The following is an 18,108-nucleotide window of genomic DNA, read 5'->3' as shown; positions in this document are numbered from 1 at the left end:
TGACGTCCTGCGACGTCCGCGCTCCGAGTTTACTGACGCCCGATGGGCGTGCGTGTCCGCGGCCGCCGGACCGCGACGACGTGGGTGGGACTTCCTCCGCGCGGGCAGCGCTACATGAGGACGTCCGGCATCGCGGCCGGCAGGGTAAATCGAAATCGGGCCCCGCCGCACTCGGCGCGATCCACGCCGATGGTGCCCGCGTGCGCCTGGACCAGGCCCTTGACGATGTACAGCCCCAGGCCGGTGCCACCGCGGCGGTTGCCGCGCCAAAAGCGGGTGAAGACGCGCTCGAGGAGTTCGTCCGGGATGCCCGGGCCCTCGTCGCTCACCGTGATCTCCGTCCCGTGCGCACCGGGCGCGGACCCGATGGAGACCGCGCGCATCTCGATGGTGACGGTTCCCGCGCCGTGGCGCACCGCGTTTTCCAGCAGGTTGCCGAGAATCTGGTCGAGTTTGTCGGCGTCGAGCCACATGCTGGGCAGCGGCCCGTCCACCACGACCACGAAGCGTTCGTCGGGCAGGCCGTTGCATTCGAGCGCGCGCAGGTGCCGCTGTACCGCCTCCTCCATGTCGACGACCTGGCGGTTCAGTTGCAGCCGGCCCGCGTCGATCCGGGAGATGTCCAGGAGTTCGGTGATCAGCCGGGTGACCCGGTCCGCGTCGGCGTCGACCGTCTCCAGCATCAGCCGCTTCTGCTCGTCGGTGAACCGCTCCCACTTGGCGAGCAGCGTCGCCGTGAAGCCCTTGACCGAGGTGAGCGGCGAGCGCAACTCGTGTGCCACGGTGGCGATCAGGTCGGAGTGGCCGCGCTCGATCCGCCTGCGCGCGTCGGTGCAGCGCAGCGACACCACGAGCTTGCTCAGCGGGCCGCGCGGGCCGCCGGCGCGCACGTAGGACGCGGTGACCAGGATTTCCCGCCCGGCGAGCAGCAGATTGCGCTCGGGTTGGCGGGTCCGGGTGGACAGTCCGCCGTACGGATCCGTGCACACCCACCAGCGCCGGCCCTCGATGTCCTCCAACGGCAGCGCGTCGGCGATGTGTTTGCCGAGCGCGTCCTCGGGACGCGTCCCGGTGATCCGGGCGGCGGCGGTGTTGAAGGTGACCACCGTGCCGTTCTCGTCCGCGACCACCAGGCCGTCGGGCAGCATGTCGGCGTCCATCGGCCCCCTTCCCGTTTCGGGCCCGAGGGAGTTCCGGGCCGGACACACTATCCCAAGGCGCAGCGTGCCGTCCGGGTGCGCCGGACGCAACCGGCTCGTTCCCCGGCACTCGCCGGTCAAGCCGGGTACGTCGGGGTCATCGCGCGTTTCGCGCGCCGGAGCGGCAGCCCCCGTGTCCGCGTTGCGCGCGGGCGGAGGCATACAGACACACGGCCGCGGCGGTCGCCAGGTTCAGGCTCTCGGCCCGTCCGTGGATCGGCACCCGCACCACGGCGTCGGCCAGCGCGCGGGTCTCCTCGGGGAGGCCCCACGCCTCGTTGCCGAATATCCACGCGGTGGGTCCGGCCAGCCCGCCCGCGTCCAGTTCGCCGTCCAGATCGGCCTCGCCGGCGCCGTCCGCGGCCAGGATCCGCATCCCGGCGGCGCGCAGCGCGGCGACGGTGTCCTCGATCCGGGCACCGGTGACGACAGGCAGATGAAAGAGGCTGCCCACCGAGGCGCGCACGGCTTTGGGGTTGTACGGGTCCACCGAGGCGTCGGTGAGGACGACCGCCTCGGCGCCGGCCGCGTCGGCCGCCCGCAGCACGGTGCCCGCGTTGCCGGGGTCGCGCACGTTCGCCAACACCGCGACCAGGTGCGGCCGCGCCGCCATCGCGTGCTCCAGGGGCACGTCCACGAACCGGCACAGCGCCACCACGCCCTGCGGGGTGACGGTCTGGCTGATCGCGGCGACCACCTCGTCGGTGGCGGTGAACACCGGCACCCGGGCCTCGTGCGCGCCCGCGACCAGATCGGGGTAGCGCTCGGCCACCTCGGGGGTGATGTACATCTCGCGCAGTGTGCCCGGCAGGGCCACCGCCTCGCGCACCGCCTGCGGCCCCTCGGCCAGGAACAACCGCTCCCGGGCCCGGAAAGCGCGTTTGGCGAGCCGCCGGGCCGCCGCCACTCGTGGTGATCGGGTGGACGTCAGCTCGGGGCTCGCCATCGCGTTACCGTTCTCTGCTCTCGACCTGCAACGGCCTGGGAAGTGCTGCGACATCGGCGACGTGGGTCGACGATCAGGCCGCGGCGTCTTCCTTCTTCGCGTTGACGTCGGCCGGGAGGGCCTTCTGCGCTACCTCGACGAGGGCGGCGAACGCCGGGGCGTCGTTGACCGCGAGCTCGGCGAGCATCTTGCGGTCGATCTCCACACCGGCGGCCTTGAGGCCCTGCACGAAGCGGTTGTAGGTCATCCCGTTCAGGCGGGCAGCGGCGTTGATGCGCTGGATCCACAGCTGACGGAAGTCCCCCTTCCGCTTCTTGCGGTCGTTGTAGTTGTAGACCATGGAGTGGGTGACCTGCTCCTTGGCCTTCCTGTACAGACGGGACCGCTGGCCGCGGTAGCCGGACGCCCGCTCGAGGATGACGCGGCGCTTCTTGTGGGCGTTGACCGACCGCTTGACGCGTGCCACTTGATGAACTCCTTGATGTCAGACCGCGGTGTATCGACCGCGGCCCGGGTAAGTCTGGGACCGTCGCCTGTCGCCGACCGGTGGGTTCTCGTCAGCCGGTGCGACGACTGCTGCCTACTGCTACTTCTTGAGCAGCTTCTTGATCTTCTTGGCGTCGGCCGGGGCCACCTCGACGACGCCGGCGAGGCGCCGGGTCAGGGTCGAGGGCTTGTGTTCGAGAAGGTGACGGCGACCCGCACGCTGGCGCAGCACCTTGCCGGAGCCGGTGATACGAAAGCGCTTGCTGGCACCGCTGTGGGTCTTGTTCTTCGGCATGTCGCCGCAGTCTCCTCGTCGTGCCGTACCCGCCCGGTACCACCGGGCAGGCACAGGTGTGTGTGCAAATCGGCGCGGGGCGACCCGTTCCGGGTCAGACCTGCTCTTCGGCCTTCGGCTCCGCGTCGGTCTCGACGGGGGCTTCGGCGACCTGAGCGGCGGCCTCGGCCTTGCCGGCTTCCGACTCGTCGGGGCGTTCCACCCCGGACTCGACGGCCACCCGACGCGCGTCCTTGCGCGCCGCCTGGGCCTCGCGAGCCTCGGCCATGGCCTCGGTCTTCTTCTTGTGCGGGCCGAGAACCATGATCATGTTGCGGCCGTCCTGCTTCGGGTTCGATTCGATGAACCCGAGCTCCTGGACGTCCGTCGCGAGACGCTGCAGCAGTCGGTAGCCCAGTTCGGGCCGGGACTGCTCGCGACCACGGAACATGATCGTGATCTTGACCTTGTCGCCCTGCTTCAGGAACCGCTCGACGTGACCCTTCTTGGTGTCGTAGTCGTGCGGGTCGATCTTCGGCCGGAGCTTCATCTCCTTGATGACCGTGTGCGCCTGGTTCTTGCGCGCCTCACGGGCCTTCATGGCCGACTCGTACTTGAACTTGCCGTAGTCCATGAGCTTGCAGACCGGCGGCCGGGCGTTGGCCGCGACCTCTACGAGGTCGAGGTCGTACTCCTGGGCAAGTTCCATGGCCTTGGCCAGCGGGACGATTCCGACCTGCTCGCCGCCAGGACCAACGAGTCGCACCTCGGGGACGCGAATCCGGTCGTTGATGCGGGGCTCGGCGCTGATGGGGCCTCCTCATACCTGAAGCGACCGCGGGCGAAGCGGTCACATGTGTCTCGGTGTTACTTCCCCCCGAGCCAGGTTCCCCGCGAAGCCATCCAGGCAACGCGAAAAAGCCTCGCACGGTTGCATGCGAGGCTCCACCACCGGCTGACGAAGCCGCCCACAGGGCGGCAAACGTGGAACGGACGCACACGAAGTGCGTCGCACCGGACCGGTACCCGTCGTCCGTGAGGTCGATCGGGTGGGAGACGGAGCCTCCGCTTGCAGGCCGGGCATGCAGATGCCCGGTCGGTCGATACACCACTCTACCACTGGCTCGAACATGCCGAAGGGCCCCGTTGTTCCCCGATTCGGGGGCATACCCGAGACTGGTCCCCATGAGCGAGAGCGCCCCCCATATTGCACCCGGCCCGGCCGACGACGTCGACGTCATGACCCGCGACATCGCGGACGTGCCGGCCGTCGAGGTCATCACCACGCTGTCCGTCCACCTGATGAGCGCGGCGGCGGTCAAACTGGGCCTGGCCGAGGACGGCGAGGCGCACAAGGACCTCGACGAGGCCCGCAAACTGATCACCGCTCTGGCGGGCCTGGTCACCGCCGCGGCCCCAGAGGTCGGCTCCTACCACGCGGGCCCCCTGCGCGACGGCCTGAAAACCCTCCAGCTGGCCTTCCGCGAAGCCTCCGCATACCCGGACGTCCCAGGAAAGGGCCCCGGCGAAAAACTCACCGGACCGGTCCACTAGCCCGAAGCCGGGCCGGCGACCCCCGGCCCGGCACCCCACACGATCCGCCCGGCACGGGCACACCGGCCACGAGCGCAGCGCGAGCCCGATCTACCGCGAAAAGAGCGGCTCCGCCTCCAGCGAAGCGCCCGGCGGCAACATCGCCAGGTCCAGCCCACGATCCAGCCGGGCCCGCACCACGTCGTCCTCGGCCAGCCGCCCCACGATCCGCCGCGCGGCCTCGGTCACCTCGACCGGTGACGCCGCCGCCACCAGGCTCAGCGTCAGGTCGTTGCCGCCACCCTCGGTCAGGTACACCGCCGACACCGCGCTCTCGCTGTGCACCGCCTCCCGCACCGCGCCCAGGACCTCCGGGTCCCGATGCGGAGCCAGATGCGCCCGCCCCTCCGCCACCGCCCGCAGCCGACTGCCCGACACCTCGTGCGGATACGGCCCGGCCAGGTCGAGCAACAGCGTGTCCGCCTCCTCCGCGTACGCGGCGTGCGCGGCGCGGGCGGCCTCGACCGGGATCGGCCGGGCGTCCGCCCGCCAACGCGCCAGCGCCGCGACCGAGGTGAACGCCGGCAGCGCCCGCCGCCCATCCGGCCCCTGGATCGTGGGCACCGCCATGTCGCTGGATTTCTCCCGCCGCAACTCCCCCGGCGCGACGTCCTCCTCCTCGGTCAGGATCGCCACCACCGGAACCAGCAGTCGCGCCTCGCACAGGGCCCGCGAGACCGCCTCGTCGTCCACCTCCGGCGCCGCCAGCGCCCGTTCCAGCGCGGGGTGCGCGCTGCCGTCGTCGTCGGGAAATCCGGTGTCGGGAATGCTCTTGCCGCTGAAATCCACCCGTCGACTGTAGGCCACCGACCGGTCGCCGCCACCACCCCGGACCGTCCCCGGGAGCATCGCGGGTCGGCGACCACTTGCCGACCCGCGACCCCCCTATCGAGGTCCGGCTCGCCCGCCCCGCACCCGACCCGTGACGGCGCGATCGAGCCGCCACGGCCGCGGGACGGCCGGACGAGGCGCCGGGCCGAGCCGACCCGTCCTGGCCCGTGCTCGGACGGGTCGGGCTGAAACCGGCCCGGATCCCGAACCGCGTTCAGCGTAGGTCCGGCGGGATTTGCCGTTGGGGACTCCCACCACGCTCACCCGTTCGAGTGAATCGAACCTCATTTGCTTGCCCCGCCGCCGTCACGTGGGCGTCTGCCGTGTGCCGACTCCGAGCGGGGGCTGCCGCCGTCACACGAGCGCATCGGGAGAGGGGGGCGAACGCGTGGGTCATGAGGTGGGGGGATGACGGGGCCGTTGGTGGGGCGGGGTGGGGGAGGGGCCAGGGCGCGAGCAGGCTGCTAGCAGGCCGTGATCAGGCTGCGATCAGGCCGTGATCAGGCCGTGATCAGGCCGTGATCAGGCCGACAGCGGCCTACAGACCGTTACGGCTGGGGGGACGTGGCTGAGGGGCGAGGACAGGGGCGCATCGTAAGCCGACGCGGGGATCAGGGGCGCGGAAGGAGGCGTCCGAGCGATCGGGCTCGTGTGCCGCGGTGCTTTTTTGGGCGTTTCGCGCCGGCTCGCGAGGGGCCGCTCTTTTCTCTCCCCCGCTTCGCTCCTCCGAGAAAAGAGCGGCCCCTCGCTCGGGGTCGGCTGTCCCTCCGCTTCGCTCCGGGCCATCCGACCCAAGTTTTGCGGCTCCGCCGCTCTCCGCGCTTCGCGCGTCGATCTCCACAGGTGGCCCGCATCGTGGGCGCTGACGCGCCTAGGGGTGGCCCGGGGCGGTCTGGGGGCGGCGGAGGGGGGTTGGGGTGGTTCGGGGTGGTCGAGGTGGTGGGAGGTTGTTGTGTGGGGTTTTCGTGTGGGGGTTTCAGAGGCCCAGTTTTCGGTAGCGTGAGTGTCTGATCGCCAATCGGTGTTCGGTGTTCATGGTTCGCAGGGTGTGTAGTTCTTCGCGGAGGGCTTCGGCGACTCGGTGGGCGAACGCCACGGGTTCGGTGGCGGCGTCCGGGTGTTCGGGGACCACGCGGTCGACGATGGCGTCGCGGTGCAGGTCGGCGGCTCGGATGCCCTGGCGGCCGGCGATCTCGGCGGCGCGATCCGTGGTGCGGTACAGGATCGCCGACGCGCCCTCCGGGGGCAGCGGCGACAACCAGCCATGTCGGGCGCAGACGACCCGGTCGGCGGGCAGCAGCGCGAGGGCGCCGCCGCCGGAGCCCTGTCCCAGCAGCAGGCACACCGTCGGTGCGGGCAACAGCACCAGTTCGGCCAGGCATCGGGCGATCTCCCCGGCCAGCCCGCCCTCCTCCGCCTCCGGGGACAGCGCCGCCCCGGCGGTGTCCACCACGGTCACCAGCGGCAGCCCCAACTCGGCCGCGAGCCGCATTCCGCGCCGGGCCTGGCGCAGGCCCGCCGGGCCGAACGGGCCGTGCTCGCTCTGCCGGGTGCGATCCTGGCCCAGCACCACACACGGCGCCCCGGGACCGGCCCCGACCCCGAACCGGGCCAGCACCAGGCGCAGCGCCGGTTCGCTCTCCCCCTCCCCCGTCCCGCGCAGCGGGGTGACCGAGCGCGCGCCGTGGCGCAGCAGCGTGCGCAGGCCCGGGCGGCGCGGGTCGCGCGAGCGCCGCACCGACGTCCAGGCCGGCACGTCGGGCGGCGGTTCGGCGACGGCCTCGGCGGCCGGCTCCGGCGGTGCGGGCGGCGCGGTGTCGGGCCCGAGTACGTCGAGGACCCGGATCACCGCCCGGCGCAACTCCTCCGGCGGCACCACCGCGTCGATCAGCCCGTGCTCGTACAGGTTCTCCGCGACCTGGACCCCGCCGGGGAACGGGCGATCGTGCAGCGCCTGGTACACCCTCGGCCCGAGAAAGCCGATCAGCGCGCCGGGCTGGGCGGCGGTGACGTGGCCGAGCGAGCCCCAGGACGCGAACACGCCGCCCGTGGTGGGGTGGCGCAGATAGACCAGGTACGGCAGACCCGCGGCGCGGTGCGCGGCCACCGCCGCGGAGATCTTGACCATCTGCAGGAACGCGACGGTGCCCTCCTGCATGCGGGTGCCGCCCGAGGTGGGCGAGGCGACCAGCGGCAGGCCCTCGGCGGTGGCGCGCTCGACCGCGAGGGTGAGCCGTTCCGCCCCCGCGACGCCGATCGAGCCGGCCAGGAAGTCGAACTCGCAGGCCACCACCGCAACCCGGCGCGCGTGGATCCGGCCCTCGCCGGTGACCAGCGCCTCGTCCAGGCCGGTGCGCTCGCGGGCCGCCGCCAGTTCGGCCGCGTAGTCCGGGTCCGGGGCGGCGAGTGTCGGCAGCGGGTCGTTCCAGGCCCGGAAGCTGCCCGGGTCCAGCACGCGGTCGATCAGGTCGAGCGCCCTCACACGCTCGGGGTGACTCATGCGATCAAGCTAACGCACCGTCAGCGCAACTCGGCGCAGGCGTACCCGGGCCGCCCGACGAGCCCGCGGGTCCTCCCGGCAGGTCCTCCCGGCAGGCCCGAGTCCTACCGGCCGGTGCTACCGATCGGTACGTCGATCTGGCAGGCTGCGGCAATGGTCTCCGCCGCCGCGCCCCCCGTGTCCGCTCCCGCCCCGACGCCGAGCGCGAGCGCCGACCGATCCCGCTACGACCGGGCCACCGCGCACCTGGACGCCCCCTTCGCGATCGTCGACCTCGACGCCTTCCGGGCCAACGCCGCGGACCTGGTGCGCCGCGCGGCGGGCACGCCGGTGCGGGTGGCCACCAAGTCGGTGCGCTGCCTGCCGCTGCTGCGCGAGGTGCTGGCCATGGACGGCTACCGCGGCGTGATGGCCTTCACCCTGCCCGAGGGCCTGTGGCTCGCGGCCGAGGGCGTCACCGACATCCTGGTGGCCTACCCCTCCGCGGACCGCGCGGCGTATCGCCGACTGGCAGCCGACGCCGAGGCCGCCGCGCGGGTGACGGTGATGATCGACGACCCGGCGCAGTTGGACCTGATCGAGCGCGCGCTCGCCGACGTGCGGCCCCGGGCCGAGGTGCGGGTGTGCCTGGACATCGACACCTCGTGGCAACTCCTCGGCGGCCGGGTGCACATCGGCGCGCACCGCTCGCCGCTGCGCACCCCGGAGCAGGTGGCCGCGGTCGCCGAGGCGGTCGTGCGGCGGCCGGGCTTTCGGCTGGTCGGCCTGATGGCCTACGAGGCGCACATCGCGGGTGTCGGCGACGCGCCCGAGGGTCGTGCACTGTACGGCCGGGTGGTGCGGGCGATGCAGGCGCGCTCGGGGGCCGAACTGAGCCGACGCCGGGCGGACATCGTGCGCGCGGTGCGGGCGGTCGCGCCGCTGGAGTTCGTCAACGGCGGCGGTACCGGCAGTGTGGAGCGCACCGTGTCGGAGACCTCGATCACCGAGGTCGCGGCCGGCTCCGGGCTGTTCCAGCCGCGCCTGTTCGACCACTACACCGCCTTCCGGGGCCGGCCCGCCGCGCTGTTCGCCCTGCCGGTGGTGCGCCGGCCCGGCCACGGCTGCGTGACCGTGCTCGGCGGCGGCTATCCCGCGTCCGGCGTGCCCGCGCCCGACCGGCTGCCCCAGCCGTACCTGCCCGCGGGCCTGACGTACCACGCGCAGGAGGCCGCGGGCGAGGTGCAGACCCCGCTGCGCGGCGCGCCGGCCGACGATCTGCGGATCGGCGACTCGGTGTGGTTCCGGCACGCGAAGGCGGGCGAGTTGTGCGAACGTTTCGACGCGCTGCATCTGGTCGAGGGCGACCGGGTGGTGCGTACGGTGCCCACGTATCGGGGCGAGGGCCACACGTTCCTGTAGGCCGCCGCACCGAAAACCGGGCCCGTCCCGGCCCTCCGTGTCGGCCGTCGGCACCCGAACCGACCTGCCGTTACCCGGACAAGACCCACCCGTTCGGCGCACCGCGCGAAAAACGACCCGTTGAGGGGCTGTCCGGCACCACTCCGGATGGCCCACAATGCCCATTGCCGGCGCCGTATCGGCGCGGCGGTACGTCCGGCCGGTGAAAGGTCGCAGCCATGATCGCGCGCTTGGGCACCCTCGGGCAGGAACATCCCGTCACCGGGGTGACGATCTGGCGCGGCTGTGCGGTCGTCCACCTGGCCGGCGAACTGGACCTGCACAATGCCCCGTTGTTGCACCGCACCCTGATCGAGTTGATCGACGGCGGGTGTCGCCGGGTGGTGGTGGACGCCACCGGGCTGAACTTCTGCGACTCGGTCGGCCTGGGTGTGCTGATAGACGCGTTCAAGTCGATGCACGCGTTCTCCGGCGAGCTGCGGCTGGCCGCGCCCGACCGCAACGTGCGGGCGACGCTGCGGATGACCGGCCTGATCGACGTGCTCGGCGTGCGCGACACCCTCCAGGAAGTCCTGGACGAGTTCGCCGACTGACGCCGGCGCCGGCGCCGGCCCGCGCGACCCGCGCGGGATCGGGTCCCGCGTCGGTCCGGTGCGGCATGATCGGGCTCGTGACCGAACGTCTGATGCTCCTCGACACCGCGTCCCTGTACTTCCGCGCCTACTTCGGCGTCCCGGAATCCGTCAAGGCCCCCGACGGCACACCCGTCAACGCCGTGCGCGGCCTGCTCGACTTCATCACCCGCCTGGTCGAGGACCGCGAACCGACCCGGCTGGTCGCGTGCATGGACGCCGACTGGCGGCCGCAGTTCCGGGTCGACGCGATCCCCTCCTACAAGGCGCATCGAGTCGCCGAGGAGGCCGGTCCCGACGAGGAGGAGATCCCGGACACGCTCGGTCCGCAGGTGCCGGTGATCGAACAGGCGTTGGACGCGCTGGGCATCCCGCGCGTGGGGGTCGCGGGCTTCGAGGCCGACGACGTGATCGCCACGCTGGCCACCCGCTCGCCGACCGCGGTGGACATCGTCACCGGCGACCGGGACCTGTTCCAACTCGTCGACGACGCGCGCTCGATCCGGGTGCTCTACACGGTCAAGGGCGTGGCCGCGCACGAGGTGATCGACGAGGCGGCGGTGCTGGCCCGCTACGGCGTACCCGCCTCGGCCTACGCCGACTTCGCCACGCTGCGCGGCGACGCCAGCGACGGGCTGCCGGGGGTCAAGGGCGTCGGGGACAAGACCGCCGCCCAGCTGATCGTCGAATACGGCGACCTGGCGGGGGTGCGCCGGGCGGCGGCCGATCCCCGGGCCGGGCTCACCCCCGCCCGGCGGGCGCGGATCGTCGAGGCGAGCGACTACCTCGACGTGGCGCCCGGTGTGGTGCGCGTGGTGCGCGACGTCCCGCTGCCGCCGGCGGCCGAATGGGACCGACCCCTGCCCACCGAGCCGGCCGATCCGGCGGCGCTGGACACGCTGCGCCGGCAGTGGGGTCTCACCGGTCCGGTGCACCGGCTGCTCGATGTGCTCGCAGCCCGCCGGTGATGCCCGGAATCTCCACGTAAGGACGGCGGCCGGCCACTCGAAAGGGTCGCTCCGGAACGCGCCGGGCGCACGGGCGTGAATGTGACCCGGGTCACATTCAAGAAAACTTCGGCGAACTTTGTCACGTTCGCCGCAAAGGCTCCTCTCGACCGCCATGCGTACCGAGTGTGACACCCCGATCACCGCCCAACCCGACCGCGACTGGCTCCGAGGCGAGTGGCGGCGAGTGACCCTGCGGGCCGGTTGGCCCACCCGCGTCGCCTGGCACAGCGACGCCGTCGAGCAGTGCCTGGACGCCTTCGTCCGCGGCGACCGGACCCACGCGGCGTGCCTGGCCCTGGCCCGGGACCGGGCCGCCGCCGAGATCCCGCTGGAGGTGGCGCTCGCCGAACTGGACGCGCTGTTCCTGTGCGGCCTCGGGCACGGCACCCCCGGCCCGCTCGTCCAGGCCTACCTGAGCACCCGCGCCCGGGCCAACCCGCCCGGCACCCTGCCCCCCGGCACCGACCCGATCACCGAACTCCCCTCCGCCGCCCTCCTCCAGCAGCGACTCGTCGAGCGCACCGCCGCCGGCGAACACGTACGCATCGTCGTGGTGCGCCTGGAGGTGCCCGAGTCCCTGCTGTGGGGACACCTGCGCCACCTGCTGCTCACCGCCCGCCACCTGGAGCGGGCCCTGGGCGACCTCGCCTACGCGGTGCCGCCCGGCCGACTGATGGCCCTGGTCGACGGCGACGACCCGGAACTGCCCGACCGGCTCGACCGGTTGTGCCGGGCCCCCGTCGACCCGCTGGACGGCCCCGGCGGCGCGCCCGGCGGCGCGCCGCGGATCCCCCGGTCGAGCGTGCGGGTGACCACCGCGCCGGGCACGACGGGTCGATAGCACCGTGACGAACCACCTCTTCGCACCTTCGTTCGTCACCCGAACGACGCAGCGTCACCCCGGCCGCGGGTTCACCGTCGGTACGGGCGCGAACCTCGACCATCCGCGCCCGTACCGCACCACCTGCGCCGGAGCGCACTCCGGGTGCCTTGCCGAGGCCCATCGCTTCTGGACAGACCGTGGCCGGATGGTCACGATGCTGTGCGAACGATCGGGCACGGCAAGGGCACAAGGGGGCAAACGGTGGCACGCGAGGACGACTCGGCGACCCCGGACCCCAGCGGCGGCGACGCGGGCGGCGGCGCCGCGGAGGCGACCGGATCCGGTGCCCCCTTCGTCCCCGGCCAGCGCGGCGTGCATCACTCTCGGGCGTACGACGGCGACCTCGGGCCCGCCGAGCCGGCCGCAGCCGAACCGGCCCAGCCCGGGTCGGCCCACGCCGCAGCGGCCGACCCCGTCACGCCCGAATCGGGCGGCGACGAGGCCTGGCGCCCACCGGACGAGGACGAGGCGGTCCCCGTGTTCGAGGGGCCCTCGGACCTGGAGTTGGCCGACCGGGTGCGCGCCGGCGACAACAACGCCTACGGCCTGCTCTATCAGCGGCACGTGCGCTCGGTGCGCGGCTTCGCCCGCACCTGCACCCGCACCCCCGAGGCCGCCGACGACCTGTGCGCCGACGCCTTCGCGGCCACCCTCGAGGCGCTGCGGGCGGGGGGCGGGCCCCGGGAGGCGTTCCGGGCCTACCTGCTCACCACCGTGCGCCACCTGGCGATCAGCTGGACCAGGAACAACCGGCGCGAATGGCTCACCGAGGACTTCGCCCTCTTCGAATCGGCGTGCGAGAACCAGGATCCGCTGGTGAGGGCGGACGACACGCGGCTGGCGTACCAGGCGTTCCAGGAGTTGCCCGAGCGCTCCCGGACGGTGTTGTGGCACGTGGACATCGAGGGCGAACAGGCCGTCCAGGTCGCCCCGTTGGTCGGCGAGAACCCCGACAACGTGCGCAAGATCCTGGAGCGGGCCCGCCAGGAGCTCAAGGACAACTACTTCGTGGCGTTCGCCACCGGCGGTGTCGACGACGAGAAGTGCAAGAAGTTCACCCGGCACTACGGCCGGCACCTGCGCAACCGCATGGACTCGGAACGGCGCCGGGAGACCATCGACGCGCACCTGAAGAAATGCAGCAGGTGTCACGACACCTACGCGGAGATGGCCGACGTGCGCGACCGGTACGGGCCGATCGCACTCGCGCTGATCGGCGTCACCGCGCCGATCTTCCTCAGCGGTACCGCCGTGGCCGCCGGCACCGCCGCGGCGGGGGCGGCGGTGGCCGGCGGGCTCGGCCTGGCGGTCGGCGCCACGGGCGCGGGCGGCGTCGCGACCGGCGTGGCCGCGGGCGCCGCCGCGGCCGGCGGCGCGGCGGCGGGGGCGGGCGTGGGCACCGCCGCGGTCAAGGGCGCGGCCCGGGGCGGGCAGACCGCCGGCCGCTCGTCGCTGATCGCGGGCGGGGTGGTGGTCGCCGTCGCGGTCGCCGCGTTCGCCCTGGTGGACACCGACAAGCCCAAGCCGAAACACCCCTCCCCGCCGGTCGCCGCCTCCGCCCCGGCACCCATGCCGCCGGCCCCGCCCCCCGCCGAGACCCGCCCCCCGCAACCCTCGCCGCCCAAGCCGGCCGAGGTGGAGTCACCCGCGCCGACCCCGCCGGCCGCCTCGCCGCGCCCGGCGCCCACCACCCACCCGCCGACCAGGCCCGCCCCGACGGTCAAGCCCACCCGCTCCGGACCGACGCTGGTGGCCGACAACAAGGAGTTCCGGGCCGACGACGACAAGGTCGGCTTCCGGTGCGACAACGGCGCCGGCAAATGGTGCGAGAACCCGACCATCACCGTGCCCAGCGCCCTGGCCGCACCGCTGATGCCGCCCGGCTCCACCGCCGCGTGCACCGAGATCAAGGGCAAGAACGGCTCGCACTACACCCTGTGCCGACGCTGAGCCGCCGGTCGAGGGCCGCTATCGCGGGGTGCGCGCCGTACCCGCCCACGGCGCCGCCGCCTCCAACTGCCCGGCGAGGCGCAGCAGCGTCGTCTCGTCGCCGTAGCGGCCCGCGAACTGCACGCCCACCGGCATCCCGTCGGCCGTACCGCCCAACGGCACCGACATGGCCGGCTGCCCGGTGACGTTGAACAGGCTGGTGAACGCCGCCATCCCGCGCATCCCCGCCAGCGCCGCCCGCGGATCGCGGTTGGGGTCCAACTCGCCCAGCTTCGGCGGCACCACCGCCATCGTCGGGGTGAGCAGCACGTCGAAGCGCCCGGTCAGCCGGGTCACCGCGCGCCCGATGGTGTGCATCGTGTCCACCGCGGCCAGATAGCGCGCCAGTGTCAGCCGCCGACCCTTCTCCACGATCAACTCGGTCGCCGCGTCCAGATCGTCGGGCCGCAACTCGCGTCCCAGCTCGGCCAGTCGCAGGTCCACCATGCGCGCCATGTGCGCGGCGCTGATCGGCGCGATCACCTCGCCGGGCCGGGTCAGCGTGTCCGGCCATTCGACCGGCTCCACGTCGTGCCCCAGCGCCTCGCACAGCGCCGCCGCCTCCTGCGCGGCCCGGGTGCACTCGGCGTCCACGAGCACGTCGGCGTCCACGGGGTTCAGGATCAGCCCGATCCGCAGCCGCCCCGGGTCCGTGCCCACCTCGGCGGCGTACGGGCCGACCGGCTGCGGCGCGTGGTAGGGGTCGCCCGGCTCCGGAGTGCCGGTGACATCGAGCAGCGTGGCGCTGTCGCGGACCGTGCGGGTGACCGCGTGCGCCACCGAGAGCCCGGCCCACGACTCGCCGCGGTCGGGCCCCGCGGTGACCCGGCCCCGGCTCGGCTTGAGGCCGAACAACCCGCAGCACGAGGCCGGGATCCGGATCGAGCCGCCCCCGTCGGTGGCGTGCGCGACCGGCACCATGCCCGCCGCGACCGCCGCCGCCGAACCGCCGCTGGAACCGCCGGCGCTGTGATCGAGCCGCCAGGGGTTGTGCGCGGGACCGAACAGGCCCGACTCGGTGGTGGTGCCCAGGCCGAACTCGGGGGTGTTGGTCTTGCCCACGATCAGCACGCCCGCCACCCGCAGCCGGGTGACCAGGGTGCTGTCCCGCTTCGCCGGTGCCCCCGCGAACAGGCGCGAGCCGTTGGTGGTGGGCGTGCCGGCCACGTCGCACTCGAGGTCCTTGATCAGGTACGGCACCCCGGCCAGCACGCCGGGCAAGAGGCCCGCGACGGCGGACCGGGCCTGCTCCTCGCACAGCGCGACCACCGCGCCCAGGGCCGGCTCGCGCTCCTTGATCGCGGCGAAGGCGACGTCGAGCACCTCGTCCGCGGTCACCTCCCCGCGGGCGATCAGGCCCGCGAGTCCGGTGGCGTCATGGGACTGATACTCGTCGATGCGCACGGTGGGACCTCCTGGGCTGGGGAAACACGTCCGCCCCGCACCGTACGCGACCGTGCCGACTCGCCGTGTGGCCGCTCGGCGGATCGGCACAATCCGGCGCGTCCCGGCGGGACGCCGCCCGCTCAGCCGACCGAGGAGTAGGCGACCACGCCGCGGCGCAGCCCCTCGATCGCCTTGCGGGCGGTGCCGCCGACCTTGCTGTCGTCGGGCGCCGCCGCGGCGATCTGGCCGAGTACGTCGACCAGTTGCTTGATCCAGCGGACGAAGTCGCCCGCCGGCAGGTCGGCGTCGCCGAGCACCGCGTCCAGGCTCATGCCCGACGCCCACGAGTACGCGGTCCAGGCGAAGCCCAGGTCCGGCTCGCGCAGGAAGTCGAGGTGGTGCTGCCCCTCCAGCGCGTCGAGGTGGCCCCACAGCCGGACCATGTCGACCAGCGCCGACGTCGTCGTCCCCGCCGGCACCTTCGGCGACATCGCGTCGTCGGGCTGACGCGACTCGTACACCAGCGCGGACGCGCACGCGGCCAGCTCCGCCGGGGACAACTCCTCCCACAGGCCCTCGCGCAGGCACTCGGCGGTCAGCAGGTCCAACTCGGCGTAGATCCGGGCCAGCCGGCGCCCGTCCTCGGTGACCGTGTCGCCCGCCAGGTAGCCCAGGTCGGTGAGCATCGCGCAGACCCGGTCGAAGGTGCGCGCGATGGTGTGCGTGCGGCCCTTCATCCGGCTCTCGATCACCTGGGTGTCCCGCAGCAGCCGGTGGTAGCGCTCGGCCCAGCGCGCGTGCTCCTCGCGGTCGTCGCAGCCGTGGCACGGGTGTTGCCGGATCTCCTGGCGCAGCCGGGCCAGTTCGGCGTCGTCGGCGGCCGGCGAGCGCTGCTTGCGTCCCCGGGGGTGGTCCACGTGGCCGGCCTTGGTGCGCAGCGAGGACGCCAGGTCGCGGCGGGACTGCGGATTGCGCGCGTTGAACGAACGCGGGATGCGCAGCCGGTCGATCGCCTCGACCGGCACGGGGAAGTCGATCCCGGCCAGCCGGCGGGCCTGTCGGTCCACGGTGAGCACGAACGGGCGCGGCCCCTCCGGGCCCTGGTCGGTGCCGGGGTCCAGGACCACGGCCAGGCCCGCGTACTTGCCGGTGGGCACCATGATGATGTCACCCGACTTGAGCTTCTCCAGCGACGCGGCGGCCGCGGCCCGGCGCTGGACGGCGCCCTCGCGGGCCAGTTCCGTCTCGCGGTCCTTGAGCGCGCGGCGCAGACTCCCGTATTCCGCGAAGTCGCCGAGGTGGCAGGTCATCGCCTCGCGGTAGCCGGCCAGCCCCTCCTCGTTGCGCTGCACCTGACGGGTCAGCCCGACCACCGAGCGGTCCGCCTGGAACTGCGCGAACGAGGTCTCCAACAGCTCGCGCGAGCGGTGCCGGCCGACCTGGCCGACCAGGTTGACCGCCATGTTGTAGGACGGCTTGAAGGAGGACCGCAGCGGATACGTACGGGTGCCCGCCAGACCGGCCAGGTGGGCCGCGTCGAAGCCCTGGTGCCACAGCACCACCGCGTGGCCCTCGATGTCGATGCCGCGCCGCCCGGCACGGCCGGTGAGCTGGGTGTACTCGCCCGCGGTCAGGTCGGCGTGCGTCTCGCCGTTCCACTTGACCAGCTTCTCCAGCACCACCGAGCGGGCGGGCATGTTGATCCCCAGGGCCAGCGTCTCGGTCGCGAAGACCGCCTTGACCAGGCCCTTGACGAACAACTCCTCGACGACCTCCTTGAAGGTCGGCAACATGCCCGCGTGGTGTGCGGCGATGCCGCGCTGGAGCGCGTCGAGCCAGGAGTGGTAGCCCAGGACGTGCCGGTCCTCGTCGGGGATGCCGGTGGTGCGCGCCTCGACGATCGTGCGCACCTCGGCCCGCTCCGCGTCGCCGTTGAGCCGCAGGCCCGCGTGCAGGCACTGCTGGACCGCGGCCTCGCAGCCCTTGCGGCTGAAGATGAAGGTGATCGCGGGCAGCAGGCCCTCGGCGTCGAGCCGGTCGATCACCTCGGCGCGGCTGGGCGTCCAGATCCGGCTGCGCACCGGCCGGGTCTCCTGGCCGCGGTTGCGCCGGTAGCGGTCCTGGGGGCGCCCGGCCCGCTCGCTGTCCATCCGCCCCAGGCGCACCAGATCGGGGTTGACCTCGGTGTGGTTCTCGTCGGTGAACAGGTCGTAGGTGCGGTTGCCCGCGATCACGTGCTGCCACAGCGGCACCGGGCGGTGCTCGGAGACCACGACCTCGGTGTCGCCGCGCACGGTGCCCAGCCAGTCGCCGAACTCCTCGGCGTTGCTGACCGTCGCCGAGAGCGAGACCAGGGTGACCGATTCGGGGAGGTGGATGATCACCTCCTCCCACACCGCGCCGCGGAAGCGGTCGGAGAGGTAGTGCACCTCGTCCATGACCACGTAGCCCAGGCCGGCGAGCGCGTTCGAGGACGCGTAGAGCATGTTGCGCAGGACCTCGGTGGTCATCACGATCACCGGGGCGTCGGCGTTGACCGAGTTGTCGCCGGTGAGCAGGCCCACGTTGGCCGCGCCGTAGAGCTTCTGGAAGTCGGCGAACTTCTGGTTCGACAGCGCCTTGATCGGCGTGGTGTAGAAGCACTTGCGGCCCTGTTCGAGGGCCAGGTGCACGGCGAACTCGCCGACCACCGTCTTGCCCGAACCGGTGGGCGCGGCGACCAGGACCCCCTTGCCGGCCTCCAGGGCGCGGCATGCCTCGACCTGGAAGGCGTCGAGGCCGAAGGGGTACTGCTCGCGGAACGCGTGCAGACTCGTGCGTTCGTCGGCGGCACGGCGCCGGGCGGCCGCGTAGTGCTCGGCCGGGGACATCTGCGTATCGCGGTCCGTGCCGCGTGCGGGATCGAGAGGCATCTCGTCAAGCAGACTACCGGCCGGGACCGACGGCTGTGATCACCTTTTTTCGATCTTGCCGCCCAC

At 72.9% G+C, this 18,108-nt stretch carries 15 protein-coding genes; 6 read left to right on the top strand and 9 right to left on the bottom strand.

The features are described from left to right. Window positions 1–110: 110 nt before the first annotated feature. The 5 genes from EMA17_RS07330 to infC form a co-directional block, all read right to left on the bottom strand. Window positions 111–1,160, bottom strand: a complete 1,050-nt coding sequence (locus EMA17_RS07330; RefSeq protein WP_174861320.1) for a sensor histidine kinase — start codon at window positions 1,158–1,160, stop codon at window positions 111–113. 136 nt (window positions 1,161–1,296) lie between these two features. Further along, window positions 1,297–2,145 (bottom strand): TrmH family RNA methyltransferase, encoded by an 849-nt coding sequence (locus EMA17_RS07325; RefSeq protein WP_126636056.1) that lies wholly within the window; start codon window positions 2,143–2,145, stop codon window positions 1,297–1,299. 73 nt (window positions 2,146–2,218) lie between these two features. Next, on the bottom strand, window positions 2,219–2,611 hold the full coding sequence (gene rplT, locus EMA17_RS07320; protein ID WP_020552013.1) for a 50S ribosomal protein L20: 393 nt from the start codon (window positions 2,609–2,611) through the stop codon (window positions 2,219–2,221). A 120-nt stretch (window positions 2,612–2,731) separates the two neighbouring features. After that, complete coding sequence (gene rpmI / locus EMA17_RS07315) at window positions 2,732–2,926, bottom strand: 50S ribosomal protein L35 (protein ID WP_078978620.1); 195 nt, start codon at window positions 2,924–2,926, stop codon at window positions 2,732–2,734. Window positions 2,927–3,020: 94 nt separating this feature from the next. Then, window positions 3,021–3,716 (bottom strand): translation initiation factor IF-3, encoded by a 696-nt coding sequence (infC, locus tag EMA17_RS07310; RefSeq protein ID WP_126636055.1) that lies wholly within the window; start codon window positions 3,714–3,716, stop codon window positions 3,021–3,023. 374 nt (window positions 3,717–4,090) lie between these two features. Between infC and EMA17_RS07305 the strand changes: the two genes are divergently transcribed. After that, a complete protein-coding gene (locus tag EMA17_RS07305) occupies window positions 4,091–4,459 on the top strand; it encodes a DUF1844 domain-containing protein (protein ID WP_126636054.1) in 369 nt (122 codons plus the stop codon). A 90-nt stretch (window positions 4,460–4,549) separates the two neighbouring features. Here the strand turns inward: EMA17_RS07305 and EMA17_RS07300 are convergent, their stop codons facing one another. Together EMA17_RS07300 and EMA17_RS07295 are read right to left on the bottom strand one after the other, a co-directional pair. Next, window positions 4,550–5,287 (bottom strand): SseB family protein, encoded by a 738-nt coding sequence (locus tag EMA17_RS07300; protein WP_246126502.1) that lies wholly within the window; start codon window positions 5,285–5,287, stop codon window positions 4,550–4,552. A 1,018-nt stretch (window positions 5,288–6,305) separates the two neighbouring features. Then, on the bottom strand, window positions 6,306–7,829 hold the full coding sequence (locus EMA17_RS07295; protein ID WP_126636052.1) for a carboxyl transferase domain-containing protein: 1,524 nt from the start codon (window positions 7,827–7,829) through the stop codon (window positions 6,306–6,308). Between the two features lie 153 nt (window positions 7,830–7,982). On the opposite strand from EMA17_RS07295, the gene EMA17_RS07290 reads away from it, so the two are divergent. The 5 genes from EMA17_RS07290 to EMA17_RS55235 all read left to right on the top strand — a co-directional run bounded on the left by EMA17_RS07290 (window position 7,983) and on the right by EMA17_RS55235 (window position 13,705). Further along, entirely contained in the window at window positions 7,983–9,230 is a 1,248-nt protein-coding gene (locus EMA17_RS07290; RefSeq protein WP_126636051.1) for an amino acid deaminase/aldolase, read from the top strand. Window positions 9,231–9,448: 218 nt separating this feature from the next. Beyond that, window positions 9,449–9,823, top strand: a complete 375-nt coding sequence (locus EMA17_RS07285) for an STAS domain-containing protein (RefSeq protein WP_020552020.1) — start codon at window positions 9,449–9,451, stop codon at window positions 9,821–9,823. Between the two features lie 65 nt (window positions 9,824–9,888). Further along, window positions 9,889–10,830 (top strand): 5'-3' exonuclease, encoded by a 942-nt coding sequence (locus EMA17_RS07280; protein ID WP_126636050.1) that lies wholly within the window; start codon window positions 9,889–9,891, stop codon window positions 10,828–10,830. Between the two features lie 154 nt (window positions 10,831–10,984). Further along, window positions 10,985–11,713, top strand: a complete 729-nt coding sequence (locus EMA17_RS07275; protein ID WP_126636049.1) for a hypothetical protein — start codon at window positions 10,985–10,987, stop codon at window positions 11,711–11,713. Between the two features lie 243 nt (window positions 11,714–11,956). Then, a complete protein-coding gene (locus EMA17_RS55235) occupies window positions 11,957–13,705 on the top strand; it encodes an RNA polymerase sigma factor (RefSeq protein ID WP_160161336.1) in 1,749 nt (582 codons plus the stop codon). 18 nt (window positions 13,706–13,723) lie between these two features. Here the strand turns inward: EMA17_RS55235 and EMA17_RS07265 are convergent, their stop codons facing one another. Together EMA17_RS07265 and EMA17_RS07260 are read right to left on the bottom strand one after the other, a co-directional pair. After that, the gene (locus tag EMA17_RS07265) at window positions 13,724–15,148 is read right to left on the bottom strand and encodes an amidase (RefSeq protein ID WP_218042684.1); all 1,425 of its coding nucleotides are present in this window, start codon (window positions 15,146–15,148) and stop codon (window positions 13,724–13,726) included. Window positions 15,149–15,270: 122 nt separating this feature from the next. Further along, on the bottom strand, window positions 15,271–18,042 hold the full coding sequence (locus EMA17_RS07260; RefSeq protein ID WP_126636048.1) for a DEAD/DEAH box helicase: 2,772 nt from the start codon (window positions 18,040–18,042) through the stop codon (window positions 15,271–15,273). Window positions 18,043–18,108: the final 66 nt, after the last annotated feature.

The organism is Embleya hyalina (assembly GCF_003967355.1).
Lineage (GTDB): Bacteria > Actinomycetota > Actinomycetes > Streptomycetales > Streptomycetaceae > Embleya > Embleya hyalina.
This window is presented reverse-complemented; position numbering and strand designations above follow the sequence as displayed.

Coding starts and splice junctions, on each gene's coding strand:
- EMA17_RS07330 (WP_174861320.1), bottom strand. CDS start 1,160: ATGGACGCCGACATGCTGCCCGACGGCCTGGTGGTCGCGGACGAGAAC.
- EMA17_RS07325 (WP_126636056.1), bottom strand. CDS start 2,145: ATGGCGAGCCCCGAGCTGACGTCCACCCGATCACCACGAGTGGCGGCG.
- rpmI (WP_078978620.1), bottom strand. CDS start 2,926: ATGCCGAAGAACAAGACCCACAGCGGTGCCAGCAAGCGCTTTCGTATC.
- EMA17_RS07305 (WP_126636054.1), top strand. CDS start 4,091: ATGAGCGAGAGCGCCCCCCATATTGCACCCGGCCCGGCCGACGACGTC.
- EMA17_RS07295 (WP_126636052.1), bottom strand. CDS start 7,829: ATGAGTCACCCCGAGCGTGTGAGGGCGCTCGACCTGATCGACCGCGTG.
- EMA17_RS07290 (WP_126636051.1), top strand. CDS start 7,983: ATGGTCTCCGCCGCCGCGCCCCCCGTGTCCGCTCCCGCCCCGACGCCG.
- EMA17_RS07285 (WP_020552020.1), top strand. CDS start 9,449: ATGATCGCGCGCTTGGGCACCCTCGGGCAGGAACATCCCGTCACCGGG.
- EMA17_RS07280 (WP_126636050.1), top strand. CDS start 9,889: ATGATCGGGCTCGTGACCGAACGTCTGATGCTCCTCGACACCGCGTCC.
- EMA17_RS07275 (WP_126636049.1), top strand. CDS start 10,985: ATGCGTACCGAGTGTGACACCCCGATCACCGCCCAACCCGACCGCGAC.
- EMA17_RS07260 (WP_126636048.1), bottom strand. CDS start 18,042: ATGCCTCTCGATCCCGCACGCGGCACGGACCGCGATACGCAGATGTCC.